This window comes from Gardnerella rara, from assembly GCF_055452355.1.
The window spans coordinates 309,391-322,546 of the sequence record NZ_JBVBJP010000002.1 but is presented as its reverse complement, the minus strand read 5'-3'; the positions used below and the strand labels follow the sequence as shown (position 1 = coordinate 322,546).

The window sequence follows — 13,156 nt, the reverse complement described above, 5'->3', positions numbered from 1 at the left end:
GCTCCTTTATAAGTGATTATTTATATAAGATTCGTTTGATGTGCCGCCTTTTTTATCGCCTAATGCTATAGCTATAAGGCTAAGGCTCTCTACAGTTTTTTGTGCAGATACAGTTACTTTACCCGTGTATACCCCTCCGCTAAATTCAAAGTTGAAAACTGGTTGTGCTTTCGCGTATTCTTGCAAGTTACTTGTTCCACTTTCTGGATATACGATGATTGTTTTCCAATCGGGTACACCTTTGAACAGTGATACATCAGCTTCTTTATTATTTCCGCCTTCTACGCTTACTTTGAATCCACATACAAGAGTTTTAGAATCTTCATTTATTGAATTTTTTGCTTCTTGTGCTGCGGCTAATGCTTGTTCTGCTGCAGCGTGAGCTGCAATGGTGGATTCTTCTGCTTTAGTGAGAATTCCAGAAGATTTGGATAATATGGTTTCTGCGCTGGATGATGCTGTTTTGCATTTTTCAATTACTTCATTTATACCTGACACAGAAGCATTGGCTTTCTCGGCTGCAGTATTGGCATTCTCTGCAGCTACGTTTGCTACTCTTGTTGCTTCGGATGCCCCGTCTCTAACTGGTTTAAGTTCTTCTACTGCTGATGCAACTCTTTTTGCTATTTCGCTAGCTTCTTTGACTGAGTCTACTATTTTTTTAGCTTCGCCAAGAATGCCAGCAGAAGCATGCACTGTGTCTAATGCTTCGTGAGCTGCTTTGTCTGCTTCTTTTGCTTTTGTGATTGCAGCATCAATTTCAGCAGCATTGTTACGATACTTACTCTCAGTTTCATTAGCTTTTTGTACAGCAGATTCGGCGTTAAACCCAGCTTTTCTGGTCTTTTCCGTTTCTTGTTTGCATTTTTCAATTACTTCATTTATGTTTGACGCTGCAGTATTGGCTTTTGAGGCTGCAGTATTGGCATTCTCTGCCGCGTTAACTAAAGCCCCTAAATGTGTTGTAGCTTGCTCTGCTTCTTGTATGATTGATTCAACTTTTTGTGAAGCATTTGAGGCTCTTAATGCTTCAGAGTTTGCGGATTGTGCGGAGTGATTCGCGTTCTCTGCGGCAGCTAATGCTTGTTGTGTTGCTTCTAAAGCAGATCGTTTTGATTCATCTATATTACCTGCTGCCTCTAAAGCTTGTTTTGATGCTTCTAGAGCTTTCTCTTTTGCATTGCGAGCCTGCTCAGCAGCTTCAGCTAATGTGAGCTTGTATGCGTTTGATTCTGTAGCAAAATCATCAAAAACAGCATGGTCTACTATAGCAGTGAAAGTTCTCGAGTATAGAACTGAATCACTTTCTTTTATCTCAAAGCTCATAGCAACCTTACCAGGCATGCGACATACATCTGCTGGTATTTTACATGAGTAAACTATTCCATTATCTGTAGCTTGTTTACTCATTGCAACTTTGCCGCCCATAAGAACTCCGAGCTGCTGATTATATACAAGATCTACTGATATATTTTCGGAATCAACTGGTATACCATTGTTTAAGAGTTGGACGTTGATAATACGTCCTTGTTTATCTCCTGCATTTACGCGTATATCGGGGATAAAAGCATTGGCATAGTCTAAGTGGATTATGCTAACTGTTGCATCTTTATAGCTAGTCATATCAGTGTGCTTCCTCTTTTGAACTTGTATTTTTTAATTCTTGTAATTGTGTTTCTAAATCTTGTATTTTTTCATCTTTTGCTTCGCATAAAGCTGCGAGCGTTGCTATTCGACCGCTCATATCCGCAATTATGCTTTGTAGGTTATTCGCTATACGTGTTTGGGTGTCATTATTCTGCATTGGTGTCATTATGGTTCTCCTTTAGTTGGTTGGTCTTTCCCATTTGTAGTATTTGTAGTATTGAGTCTAATTTTGTGTTTATTTCTTCCTGTAGTTGCATAGAAGGTGTACCTGTTGAATGTGCTACTTCTGCGTCTATAAATTTTTCTATAGGCCGTGGTTGGTCTTGTGGCATTACAATTATTTGATTGTTATCCATATAATTCCTTCCTTTTATATGACGAATCCATGTTCAAACCCGAATGTAATGATTTTCCATTCCGTTACTGTGCCAGTATGCTGGTCAATTGTTGTAGGCAGCAAGAATTGCTGTTTCTGCAGATTCGTCCCATTCTCATACCAGCAACTGCTATCGATTTTTGCCTTACTGATTGAGTAGTTATGAAAGTCCGCATCACAAGAAAAATTAATGCCTTTACTGTAGTTGCCCCAGTAATCTGGCGAATATGTCATCATGTTAATATACGAATCAGTAGACCCTTCTTCCCTCCATGCCCACGTCATGTAATTTATGCCCTCTAAGTTGAACGACAATGTTTTACGCCGTGGATCTTTTTTCATATATGAGCACGTTATCCTACCAATATGTTCGTCGCCTACTGTAAAATCCATTCCATTTTTATCAAAACGCATAATTTTGTTATAAATAGCGTTATTTGATATTTCCATTCCACCAATTGTTGCGTCAGTAACTTCCATGTGGCCAGAAATCAAGTCCCAAAAATTATTTTCATATTTGTCCTGAATTTTTCCAGCACGAATAATATTCGCAGACAGATAACCGCTTTTTATGTAAGACGCGTTCAAATACAACTTTCCATCATTTAAGTAGATACCCTGCGTTTCGCCGTCATTAGTGAGCTTGTTAAAAATAGCCTCCTGGGTTAAAGCCTCATTCATTCTATCTATAACACCATCAGCACTATCGTCAACAATCTGCTTAACAGTTTTGCCCCCAATCTTCGCTGACGCTTGCAATGAGAACTCGCCAGACTCCATGTCCCACCAGTTGCGGCCTTGAGCATCTATGAGCCTGCCAGTAGTAATAGCGTTAGCGAAAATACCCTCGCCAGACGCAATATTCTTCCAATCCCAGTCGCCGTCTGGTTTTCTCGAATTAGCAGTGCGCCAGAATCCACCACCGAGCTGGATAGCGCGAGTCGGGTGCTGATTCTCAGGCTTATCGTAAACTGTAATACCCTCACCAGGTTTCAAATACGTATAGCCGCCAACGCCGTTCATCACATCATTCACGTGCCCAATAAGGTCACGAACGTACAAACAATTACCTTCCGTGACGGCATTCCATTCGCTAGACTGTGCGATAAGCGCATCAAGCTTCTGCTCTTGAGCGCGTCTTCTTTGCGTGTACGACTCACTAATATTGCCAAGCGTAATACGAGTCGCATCAACAGAATCAAGTAAATCTTCCTCGATTTTCAGCACGCGCCCTTCCACGCGAATAGGAGGAGTGAACGTAGCGTCAACAATTTGCACGGAGTCACCAACACTCACGCCATGCGCGTCAAACCCAGCGCGCCCAAGATTCACCACGTCCGCTTCGTACGCTACTTGTGGTTTCGATACTTGAGCCAATCGTGCCTTAGCAAGCCTTAAAAGCTCATTATGGTCATCACAATCCTCAAAAACAGCGTCGCCTTCGAGCACGCCCCAATACTTTTGCGCTTCAACATCATCAAGATACGGTTTATCCCCGTTTACTTCCTTAAGCCCAATGCGCCTAGAGTATCCGCCAGTAGCGTTTCCATCGTCGTCAGTTTTCTCCTCACCTTTGCCCCATGCGTAAAGGCGCGTTATAACTTGGTCAGCCATAAGAGTGCGTTTAACACTCTTCAAATCGCAACCGTACTCGAATCGCCTTTCAGCGTTATGATTGCCGCGCTGTTCCAGCAAGTTTATAGTCCGAGCCATAATCTTGCCATTTTCAACGGTTATGCTAGTTTCAATCTCAAGCCCGTATGCTTTTGTAATGTCTTGTAAGGATTTTAGGACGCTTTGGTGATAGAAGTTTAGATCAGCGTAATGGCGTATTGTGCCGTTATCTACAGTACCAATCTTCCATCGTGTGCCTTCTAACGCTACTTTCACGCGCTCTGGTGCGGTTGTTTTTCGCCCTCGTTTATCTAATATGTATACGCTTCCAAGTTCTGCGATAGAGTTCACGCAATATGCTGTGGTGACTGGTTTGCCCTCGTCGCGTTGGGTTTCCACGATTTGCACAATGTATTCGTGCCACAAGCCTTTGCCGTCTAAGTAAAGCAAGCGGTCATTTTTCTCCACTCCGCCATCAAGTGTTGTAATGTCAAGCGTGTCTGCGCCGTCTATTGCGCATGTGCTTACAGCTTTAGTAATAGATGTAATATCTGGCTTTAGTATGCCGTTATAGCTTACGTGAGCAAATCGCATTGATGCTCCTTACATTAAGGTTAATGGTGTTATTTCGAGTGTTCCGCTGCAGCCTGTGCATGTGATTGTGTTTGCTCCTGGTAGCAGCGTGAAGTAGTCGGAATCGATTGTTGGAAGAATGATATTGTTGTTGATTCTGCAATTTCTACTTTGAGGATTTGCGTTGATTGCTAATACTCCATTCATGTGCGAGCCTGTGCTAAAGATAAGAGTTTTGCCGTCTTGCCTAGCTATTGATGCTGAGTCTGCGTCAATGGAGAGTGAGAATTGCGGCCATACTGGTCTGCTTCCTGGTATTGCCACGCGATTTTCGCCTTCATGTAGCCTGAATGTACGCTTTTTGCCATAAACATATGGATCTGCATCAAGTGATAGCTCTAGCAATAGCGCACAGTGGAATGAATCTTGCCAGTTTCGTATTATGTTCCAGTTTGATATTCTCCATCGTCCGCGATATTCTCCGTTTGAGTCACTTGTTTGTAGACTTCCTTGCTTTCCGTGAATTTCTTTGGCAATATGCTCAAAAAGAGCACTTACTGTAGCTAAATCTCCTAAAGCGTAGAGACTTAAGGTGATTGCATGTTTTTGTAGGAATGCTGCGTGTGTGTCGTCTTCTACCGTTGTGTCTAACGCGCCGTTAAGTCCAGGAACTGTAATGCTGGAAGTAGTTGGTTTTGGTGATTCTATGCTGATTCCCTTTTTTTCGAGATTCAGCCCCCATTCGTCGAGTGGGATTTTGTTGATTCTACATTCCAGCATTATTGTTCCCTTCCTTTTATCTTCCTAGTGTTGCCATTTTGTTTAGCTCATTGTTCATTGGTTTTGCGAGTATTCCAGCCATAACTTCTCCGCCACGACCGTTCAGTTTCAGTGCTACGCCTTGGCTCATTACTCCATCGAATGCATCGTATAGATCTTGCTTTGTTAAGCCTGTTCTTGATGCGTCGACTTCATAGTTTGCTGCAACTTTTGCTATCTGGTTTTGTTGAGCATTCCAGCCTCCATCAGGTGGCGCAACAGTAGTTTTCAGACGAATAGCATTAGAATCGTTGAACCAATTTCCAGACTGTTTAGTGAATCCAGCGACCTGCTTTTGCACGTCCTGCCATGAGTTACCAAGCCCCTTGCTGAAGCCTTGCATAATCGCGTTGCCAGCTGGAATGAGCAGCTTTTTATCGTAAGAGATTGGCCCCTTGTGTTTAGCAATCCACGAGCCAATGCCGCCAACGAAGTTGCAAACACTTTGCCACGCGTGGCGTAAGCCAGCAAGAAGACCATCAAGAATCGCGCGGCCAGCATTCAAAAGCCATTGGCCAGCATTGCTGAAGAATCCAAGTATTCTATCTTTCAAACCAGTAACAAAGCGGAATACTGCGTCAATACCAGCTTTGGCACCGTTTTTTATGCCATCCCAAATGGTGCCGAAGTAACTTTTTACACCATTCCAGCAAGCGTTCCAAACGTTGCTAATTGTATTAAGAGTAGTCTGTATAATCGCTTTTATTCCATTCCAAATTGCTTCTCCAATGCCTTTAATGGCGTTCCACACGGTGTTCCAGACAGTTTGGATTACTTGTAACCCTCCTTGAATTAAAGAACTTATAGCATTCCAAACACCAGTTACGATGCTTTTTATCGCAGTCCAAATACTGCCAAAAATATTTTGAATACCTTGCCAGCATTTGTTCCAATTGCCTATAAATACTCCAGCTATAAATTGAATAATTCCAGTAAATACTTGAATGACTCCCTGTATTACTCCTACAATTGCTTGGAATGCAGCAAGTAAGACTCCCCCTACCGTTTGCGCAACAGCGCAAACAATTGGAATAATCGCATTAAAAGCTGGTATTAACACAGCTGCAATTATGTTGCCAAGAGTCTGAAATACTGTACAAATTATAGAAAAAGCTCCTTGGAGCAATGGCGCCATTATATTTATTGCTGTAGGTATTAATGTTCCTATAGCGTTTATTAACGGCTGGAGAGCTTGCCATACAAGTTGTATTGCTTGCCCAACTGCAGAGAATACCGTCTGTAAGAAATTCCATACTGCTTGAATAGGTTGCAAAAGCGCAATGCTGAGCGCTTTTGCAACGTTTGACACTATATTCCACACGCCCTGTAATATTGCTCCAAGCTTACTGAAAAGAACAGGGAGAGCAGCGAATGCGGATCCAATTATCTGAGCGAGTTGGCCAAAAGCGGATTCAATTATCTGAGCGAGTTGGCCAAAAGCAGCTCCAATAGCACCTAATACAGTAGAAAATATATTCCATAGATCTTGCAACGCTTCACCAAGCTGGCTGAAAAGAGCAGGGAATTCAGAAAAAGTAGGGCCAATTATTTTGGCAAGTTGCTCAAAAAGCGGCTCAACAATACTTGATATCGTATTCCATAAGCCTTGCAATGCTTCACCAAGCTGGCTGAAAAGAGCAGGGAGAGCAGCGAATGCGGATCCAATTATCTGAGCGAGTTGGCCAAAAGCAGCTCCAATAGCACCTAATACAGTAGAAATTATAGGGCTTAATGTTCCTACAATGCTTTGTATTACTCCTTGCACTGCTTTGCAAACGTTGGAGCATATATTGATAAACCCTTGGAATCCGCTTATGATTCCGTTCCACATGGTGCCTAATGCTGGCCCAATGCCACCAATAAATTGCGAAAATCCTTCACACAGTGCTTGCCAGACTTTTTTCCCTGTCTCTGTTTGCGTGAAGAACCAAACTAAGATGCCAGTAAGTGCTGCTAATGCAAGTACTACTGCCCCTATAGGGTTCATGCTCATTACAACGTTAAAGGCCGCTTGTGCCGCTGTGGCTATTTTTGTAACGCTAGACCACCCTGATGTGGCAATTTGTGCGGCTTTTACGGCAATGGCATATCCTGCCCATGCTGCAATAAGCGGGGATAAAGCAGGTGTCAAGAATTTAACTACTTGCAAGGCACCATTTAATGCGTCGAGAACCCCCTTTAAGGCTGCAGATAACGACTCTGGCGGGAATAATGCACCCCACCCTCCGACAATGCTGAATACTTCTTTGAAAATGTCGCACAATGATTGCCATATTGCTTTAAAGGACTCGAATACTCCAACGTTTTGCATTGCTGCAAAGAGTTTTCCAAACCAGTCAATAGCTCCACTAATAGCTGCTGACAATGGTGCTTGTATCGAGTTGGTTAGATCACTAATTGCGTCTGCAATTGCACTCATTGCTTGAGTTGTTGGTCCTTTGATTGAGTCAAAGATTACCATTCCAGCTTTTACAACAGACGCTTGCAGATTCCCCCATGCGCCTTCGATTGTTACTGTGCTTTGTGCAGCTTTTACGGCAACATCATTAAAGCCTAGGTCAAGCAGTGCTTGATTAAATGCTTCGCTGGTAATCTTGCCTTGGCGCATCGCATCTGCAAAATTACCAGTGTATACACCGTTTTTCTTAAGCTGTTCCTGAATTTTGCCAGATGCGCCTGGTATTGCTTGTGATAACTGCCGCCAGTTGTCTGCTGTGAGCTTTCCAGCACCAGCAGTCTGAGTAAGAACCATTGCGACGGACTTAAATGTTTCTTTGTTTCCGCCTGCGATTGCGTTCAAGTTTCCAGCTGCTTCAGCGAGCTTGTCGTAGCCTTTTACTCCATTCGATGCAAGCTGTGCTGTAGTTGAGCGTATGTCTTCAAGATCATACACAGTTTTATCTGCGTACGTTTGTGTTGATTTGGTAAGCTCTTTAATCTGCTTATTGCTTACTCCTGCGAATTGCAATGTTGCGCCAAACTTTTGTGCAGAGTCAGACGCGCTCATGATTTCGCTAGTAATACCGCCAAAAGCTCCAATAATTTTGCTGGTAACAGATTGTGCTATGCCGCTAATCATGCCCATTTTTAAGCCAAAACCTTTGGCAAATCCGCTGCCTGCGTTTTCGCCGCTTTTTTGTGCGTGAGATGCCATAGAGTTGAGTGCTTGCTGGATTTTACCGCCTATCCCTGCTGCTTTTTGAGAAAAAGTGCTTGCGTAGCCTGTGCCTGCTTGTGAGCCTTTTTGTATAACAGTAGAGTTGGCTGATGTTAGTTTTTGGGCAATATTGCTTCCAATTTTGCTAACGTTTTGATTGAACCCAACTGCATATTTTTTGCCAGATTCAGAGCCTTTTTGAGAAACGCTATTGTTGGCATTGTTGAAAGCGTCGCAAATAGCCTTACCTACTCCTTTTGTAGATGGCACAATTTCTACAAAAGCGCGCGCAATATTAATGCCAGTATCGCCTTTTGCCATTATTCGTCTCTTTCTCTATCTATACCAAGCAAAGCGTAAAGTTCTTCACTACTTTCCGCATGCCCTGTTTTGATTGTGGTGCTGTTGCTGTTTGTTTTTGAGCCAGGTCGCTTGATTGTATTGCTGAACTTTTTGCCTTTGCTTGCGTCTTTTGTTTTGCAAAATGCTAGAAAAGCCGTATTGTCTGCAATATTCGCAAGCAATTGTCGCGTTGCATTCCATTGTGCTTGTGGGTTAATTCTCCCCCAAATAAGCGCACAATCTGGCAAATTTGCTGCTAAATCAGCCATTCGCCTAACGCGTATGCTTTCGCCTGTTTCGTCTAAGTTAAGCCCGTAGAATCTTTGAATATCCGCGCGTAAGATATCTGGCGCGAGGCGTAGCATTTCTACGAGCGTGAGGAGTTTGGGGAGACTTTACGTAAGTATTCAGAAACGAAAGAGGATACTTCTTCCATAGTGATTCGTCCTGTTTCCTTATTTCGTAAAGCGTTTTTAACTTGCTTGTACTTTTCTCCAAAAAGTCGTTTAAGCAATGGAATAAGTGCGAAAGCGTTAGGTTCTGTATCGTCTGCTGGGTTTAATTGTGAAAGAAGCTCCAATGTCTCCAGATCGTCTAGCACTTGTGGGTCGACTGTAAGCTCTACGCCTTTGATGGATACAAGAATTGGCTCATCTTTAGGCACAATTTTCTTTTCTTGCGTCATATTTAGTCCTTTTTAAGAATGTGTAAGAGAGTGAAAGTTCCTTTCGTTTTGTTAAGAGCTGCTCACGTAAGTGAAAGGAATAAAAGCCTTACGTGAGCAAGATTTATCAGACGTTGTTATGTTCTGAAGATGCGCCACTAACTGGCTGCGATGCTCCCAAATCTGCAAAGTAATTGTATGAATTATTGCCTTGCTTATCTGGGAAGGTAGAGAATGTTACGTCGTAGGTAATTGCGTCGCCAGAATGATATTGCAAATCTCCTGTGTCTGTAAGGACTGCGTCAGGAATCACTGTTCGCTGTTTTTTGTTCATGCCAGACATAAGAATCTCGGCAATAATGCTAACGTGTTCATTCTTTGGCATGCCTGTGGTGAACGAAGTTACTTCGTCACCGTTGGCCTTAACGCGGTCTTTACCGTATCGTACTGAGAGCGTAGCTGCATTGGTTTCTAGCATCACGAATTGGAATGTTTCTTCGTAGGAAGCGATGAATGACGCCGCCTTTTCGCCACTCATGTTGTTGATATCAGTGGTATCAACATCGGTGGATCGTGTGATTCCGTCTTCATTCAAGTCCGCTACGTTCTTAAAAGCTTCATTCAGCTTATCCGTAGCATTTGTAGGCAACGGTGTGCCCGCTGGTGCTACGAAAAGTACTCCGCCTGTGCATTGTTTTGCTACAGCAATGTTTCTAACCATAAAAATCTCCTTTATAAAGGTGTGTTAATTCTGAAGTTCACCATGAATCGGTGATGATATGGGGTGTCTGGGTCTGGGTAGATTGTGATTGTATCTAGGATTACGCTTGCAACGTTTTCTACATGCTCTGGCATTGCTATAAGTGTTAGAGCAAGAGCGTCTGCAGCTTCTGCGGCTTTTATTTGGCTTGGTGCATAAATTGATGCAGAAAGAGCGTAAATTCTTTTCCTGTCGCTTATGCTTGTGCCGTTTTTTTCTACCGTTATGAAGCTACTTGAGCTTGTTGCGTTTTGTGGCACAAGCCCTGATGCTTCGAATCCGTCAATGTGTCCATCTGCGTTAAGGTAAGTGATAACTGTTTCTTCAATGGTTTTCATTTACCTGCTCCTACAGCTTTTGCTAACCAGTGATGTCGTCCTTCTGATCGCATTGTTGCCAGCCATTCTTTGGAAGGATTGCTTGCTGCTGTAACGATTGCGACGGCACCCTGTTTAGTATCTTTTACTGGCAATGCCACATATTTCGGGTGTATTCCGCTTTTTGTAGCTGTTGCCATTGATGTAGCATTTGATGCGATTTCTTGTGCTACTTTTGCTACTACTGTGTGCCCTGCTGTTCGTCGCAGTTGTAGGAAGCCGTCAAAGTTTAATTTAACGTTGTTTTTGCTCACATCATCCTTCCTTGTCTGTTACGTCGACTTCGAGATTCCAAGCGGTTGGACTCATACCGCCGTCTAGTGGCTCTGGGTCTCCTAGCACTGAATATTCGCGCCCTCGAATCCGAATTTTTGCTCCTCGTAGACTTTTGTAAGTCCAAGAGCGAGGGAAGTAGCAGATGCGTGACACTTCTATGCCGTATGGCTGTAGTTCGCTATCCGCGTTTGCGTTAGCAAATACTCCGTTCCCTGGAGAAACAAGCACATTTTCTACTTGCTCCTCTTTTGGTGCTACTTCTATAGGATTGTTGAGCGCGTCAACGCCGTTGAATACTGGGAAAAGAACGGTTACTGTTTCACCTTTCATCTGAATCTCCTATAAGGTCCACATGAAAGCCTGTTTGCGCTCCTTGCCCTCGTATTAAGCGTTTTTCAGCGCGAGTTAAATACAAGTCACCAGCTGGATTTGTAAAACTCCACGATTGTGAGAAAGCTCCCACGGTTTGTGACGTTTGCGTTACTCCAGTCATTCCGTCGCCGACGTTTTCAGCTGCTGCAAGAGCGCGCCTTACTACGCTGCAACAAACGAAGCAAAGTAGACGCTTGTTGTCTGTGAGTTTTGGCGCGCTTGCTTGTATAAGAGCTGACGCATCAGATATCAGTGTTTCTACCGTTTCACGGTTTCGTGTTGAGGCTGCTGAGTAGCGCGCCTTTACGTCGTCAAACGTTGCGAACACTTCCATGCCAGCGCCTTCCTGTTAGTGAGATGCCACTGCTGATCCAGCTGGTGCCTTAACAACAGCGAAACGTTCTGCGAATACGTACCATGCGTACTGAACTTCCAAGCGCACAGCGAGTTGATTTGTGCGCTTCAAGTCTCCTTGACCATCTGGGTCACCGTATCGGATAAGATCTACTGGGCACTTACGCTGAACGCCCCAATACACGCCATTAGCAAAGTCACCAACAATAGCTTTAACGCCACTGTCCTGCTTCATTTCAGGAAGACCGTTTACGGTAGTAGACACAGCTGTCTTAATTCCCTTATACTGAGTCATTTCAGTTCCGAATCCAAGTTCTGGATACATTAAATGACCTTGCTTATCTTTAGCCGTAGCAAGAGCGTAAGCAGTTGGCTTGGAGAGAGCTAAACCGTTTACGTCCGTTCCTTCGCCATCTGTCAAAATTAAGCCAATTGCCTTTTCAATGTCTGCGTCGATGTTTGCAGTAGCATCAACGATTTTCTTTGTAGAAGTAAGGTAATTCGTCCAATCGGTTACTGTGCCTGTTAATGGGTTTACGCGATGGAGTAAACCAAAGTCGAGTGCGCGTGCCAATGCGACTGCTCCTTCTTCGGCAAGAGTTTTCATAATGCCGAGTTGGTAGTCTTCGTCGGCCCAATCGACTTCATCGCTGATGCGCATTGTTACCTGAGTTTTATGAGGCGTTACACGTACAGAACCAAATTTAACGTTAGTTGAGCTTTTGTTTGCACCTTCTTCCACGAACTCTGCACGAGGTCTCGACTCCAAGGTAACGAGCGTAGAACTACCAAAAAGTGTTGGCTTTGCAGCGGATAATGCTGCAACAGTAGAGCCAGAAGTTACACCTTTTACAATTCCCTGTAGCAAATGATCTGGGAGTTCCAAGGTTTTAGTTGTTAAAGTTGCCATAATTTTTACCTTCCTTACATAGGGTTTTGTTTAATCGTTAGAAAAAAGTTTGCGAACAAACGCGAGTGTGTCGTCTACTTTTAAGCCGTCTGGCTCGTCGTTAAGGCGAATACTGTCTGTTCGTGGTTTGGAAAACTCTTTAATTGCCTCTGCGTGATCGCGCAATTCTTTTTCTGTTGAACCGCGCAATAGTGCAGCTGGTACGCCAGTTTCTTTTGCGACGAGTTGAGTGAGTTCATCGTGTTTGCGCTGGGTTTCAATAGCAGATAGTTTTTCTTTCAGCTTTGCTTCAGATTCTTCTACTGCTTTGAGCCTTTCAGCTGCTTGTTCTGAACTCTTGGCTCTGGCTTCCCATTTGCGTGCAAATCCGCGCCATTTTTCAGCTTCCGCTTTGTAATCTACTTCCTCGGTTTTTTCTTCCGTTGAAGTAGTTTCGGCATTGTTGAGTTCTTCGACCTTTTCGGTTTCTGTCTCTTGTGTTGTGTTTTCCAACTTTTCTCCTTAATAAAAAAGCCCCATGCGGGGCTGGTTAATAAAAAACCACCTTTTGCAAGGTGGCTAAAATCTGATAATTGCTATAATTTATAGCGTAAATTCGTTAGTATCGTTTAAGTATTCTTCTTTAAGTTCTCGTTCAAGCTCTGCTCGTTTAGCAAGATAGACTTTTGCGCAATTAGCACATAAGTGGTGACTGAACCCAACATTTATCCAGCCTTTAAGTGGAGAATCTTCCCTCAAGTCAAATCCTAGTGTTGGTTCTGCTTCGGGTTCACATTCGACTTTAGCTTTGCAATGGTCACAGAATAGTGCAGCTTTAGCAAGATATGTCATGTTAATCCCTTTCTAAGTATTGAATAAGATAAAGCCATATGATAGAATTGAAATGAAAGCTAGGGCTCCTCTTACCCCTTAAGC

Annotated in this window: 15 protein-coding genes; all 15 read right to left on the bottom strand. The window is 43.3% G+C overall.

Annotated features, from left to right (window positions below; all coding sequences use genetic code 11):
- Positions 1-6: 6 nt before the first annotated feature.
- Positions 7-1,623 carry a BppU family phage baseplate upper protein gene (locus ACZ0NX_RS03115; protein WP_464405451.1) on the bottom strand — a complete coding sequence of 539 codons (1,617 nt, stop codon included), beginning with the start codon at positions 1,621-1,623 and terminating at the stop codon, positions 7-9.
- 1 nt (position 1,624) lies between these two features.
- Positions 1,625-1,813, bottom strand: coding sequence for an ABC transporter permease (locus tag ACZ0NX_RS03110; protein WP_464405449.1), 189 nt, complete (start codon positions 1,811-1,813; stop codon positions 1,625-1,627).
- Positions 1,794-2,003, bottom strand: a complete 210-nt coding sequence (locus ACZ0NX_RS03105; protein WP_464405447.1) for a hypothetical protein — start codon at positions 2,001-2,003, stop codon at positions 1,794-1,796. The genes ACZ0NX_RS03110 and ACZ0NX_RS03105 overlap by 20 nt, the downstream gene beginning before the upstream one ends.
- Positions 2,004-2,017: 14 nt before the next feature.
- Entirely contained in the window at positions 2,018-4,231 is a 2,214-nt protein-coding gene (locus tag ACZ0NX_RS03100) for a phage tail spike protein (protein ID WP_464405445.1), read from the bottom strand.
- Between the two features lie 9 nt (positions 4,232-4,240).
- Positions 4,241-4,990, bottom strand: coding sequence for a phage distal tail protein (locus ACZ0NX_RS03095; RefSeq protein WP_464405443.1), 750 nt, complete (start codon positions 4,988-4,990; stop codon positions 4,241-4,243).
- A 16-nt stretch (positions 4,991-5,006) separates the two neighbouring features.
- Positions 5,007-8,507 (bottom strand): tape measure protein, encoded by a 3,501-nt coding sequence (locus ACZ0NX_RS03090; RefSeq protein ID WP_464405441.1) that lies wholly within the window; start codon positions 8,505-8,507, stop codon positions 5,007-5,009.
- Positions 8,507-8,893, bottom strand: a complete 387-nt coding sequence (locus tag ACZ0NX_RS03085) for a DUF5361 domain-containing protein (protein ID WP_464405439.1) — start codon at positions 8,891-8,893, stop codon at positions 8,507-8,509. The genes ACZ0NX_RS03090 and ACZ0NX_RS03085 overlap by 1 nt, the downstream gene beginning before the upstream one ends.
- 2 nt (positions 8,894-8,895) lie before the next feature.
- The gene (locus ACZ0NX_RS03080; protein WP_016809867.1) at positions 8,896-9,213 is read right to left on the bottom strand and encodes a hypothetical protein; all 318 of its coding nucleotides are present in this window, start codon (positions 9,211-9,213) and stop codon (positions 8,896-8,898) included.
- A gap of 106 nt (positions 9,214-9,319) precedes the next feature.
- Positions 9,320-9,913: a phage tail tube protein gene (locus tag ACZ0NX_RS03075; RefSeq protein WP_464405437.1), complete on the bottom strand. Its 594-nt coding sequence runs from the start codon at positions 9,911-9,913 to the stop codon at positions 9,320-9,322.
- Between the two features lie 11 nt (positions 9,914-9,924).
- A complete protein-coding gene (locus ACZ0NX_RS03070) occupies positions 9,925-10,290 on the bottom strand; it encodes a hypothetical protein (RefSeq protein WP_464405435.1) in 366 nt (121 codons plus the stop codon).
- Positions 10,287-10,583, bottom strand: coding sequence for a hypothetical protein (locus ACZ0NX_RS03065; protein ID WP_464405434.1), 297 nt, complete (start codon positions 10,581-10,583; stop codon positions 10,287-10,289). Before ACZ0NX_RS03065 ends, ACZ0NX_RS03070 begins: the two co-directional genes overlap by 4 nt.
- 1 nt (position 10,584) lies before the next feature.
- On the bottom strand, positions 10,585-10,935 hold the full coding sequence (locus ACZ0NX_RS03060) for a hypothetical protein (protein ID WP_464405432.1): 351 nt from the start codon (positions 10,933-10,935) through the stop codon (positions 10,585-10,587).
- Between the two features lie 391 nt (positions 10,936-11,326).
- Positions 11,327-12,241 (bottom strand): phage major capsid protein, encoded by a 915-nt coding sequence (locus ACZ0NX_RS03055; protein ID WP_464405430.1) that lies wholly within the window; start codon positions 12,239-12,241, stop codon positions 11,327-11,329.
- A gap of 30 nt (positions 12,242-12,271) precedes the next feature.
- Entirely contained in the window at positions 12,272-12,733 is a 462-nt protein-coding gene (locus tag ACZ0NX_RS03050) for a hypothetical protein (protein ID WP_464405428.1), read from the bottom strand.
- A gap of 90 nt (positions 12,734-12,823) precedes the next feature.
- Entirely contained in the window at positions 12,824-13,072 is a 249-nt protein-coding gene (locus ACZ0NX_RS03045) for a hypothetical protein (RefSeq protein ID WP_410312243.1), read from the bottom strand.
- Between the last annotated feature and the right edge of the window lie 84 nt (positions 13,073-13,156).

What these genes read in the sequence shown, in the direction of transcription:
- ACZ0NX_RS03110 (WP_464405449.1), bottom strand. Translation starts at nt 1,813, where the DNA reads ATGACACCAATGCAGAATAATGACACCCAAACACGTATAGCGAATAAC.
- ACZ0NX_RS03075 (WP_464405437.1), bottom strand. Translation starts at nt 9,913, where the DNA reads ATGGTTAGAAACATTGCTGTAGCAAAACAATGCACAGGCGGAGTACTT.
- ACZ0NX_RS03080 (WP_016809867.1), bottom strand. Translation starts at nt 9,213, where the DNA reads ATGACGCAAGAAAAGAAAATTGTGCCTAAAGATGAGCCAATTCTTGTA.
- ACZ0NX_RS03105 (WP_464405447.1), bottom strand. Translation starts at nt 2,003, where the DNA reads ATGGATAACAATCAAATAATTGTAATGCCACAAGACCAACCACGGCCT.
- ACZ0NX_RS03085 (WP_464405439.1), bottom strand. Translation starts at nt 8,893, where the DNA reads ATGCTACGCCTCGCGCCAGATATCTTACGCGCGGATATTCAAAGATTC.
- ACZ0NX_RS03055 (WP_464405430.1), bottom strand. Translation starts at nt 12,241, where the DNA reads ATGGCAACTTTAACAACTAAAACCTTGGAACTCCCAGATCATTTGCTA.
- ACZ0NX_RS03115 (WP_464405451.1), bottom strand. Translation starts at nt 1,623, where the DNA reads ATGACTAGCTATAAAGATGCAACAGTTAGCATAATCCACTTAGACTAT.
- ACZ0NX_RS03090 (WP_464405441.1), bottom strand. Translation starts at nt 8,507, where the DNA reads ATGGCAAAAGGCGATACTGGCATTAATATTGCGCGCGCTTTTGTAGAA.
- ACZ0NX_RS03060 (WP_464405432.1), bottom strand. Translation starts at nt 10,935, where the DNA reads ATGAAAGGTGAAACAGTAACCGTTCTTTTCCCAGTATTCAACGGCGTT.
- ACZ0NX_RS03100 (WP_464405445.1), bottom strand. Translation starts at nt 4,231, where the DNA reads ATGCGATTTGCTCACGTAAGCTATAACGGCATACTAAAGCCAGATATT.
- ACZ0NX_RS03045 (WP_410312243.1), bottom strand. Translation starts at nt 13,072, where the DNA reads ATGACATATCTTGCTAAAGCTGCACTATTCTGTGACCATTGCAAAGCT.
- ACZ0NX_RS03095 (WP_464405443.1), bottom strand. Translation starts at nt 4,990, where the DNA reads ATGCTGGAATGTAGAATCAACAAAATCCCACTCGACGAATGGGGGCTG.
- ACZ0NX_RS03070 (WP_464405435.1), bottom strand. Translation starts at nt 10,290, where the DNA reads ATGAAAACCATTGAAGAAACAGTTATCACTTACCTTAACGCAGATGGA.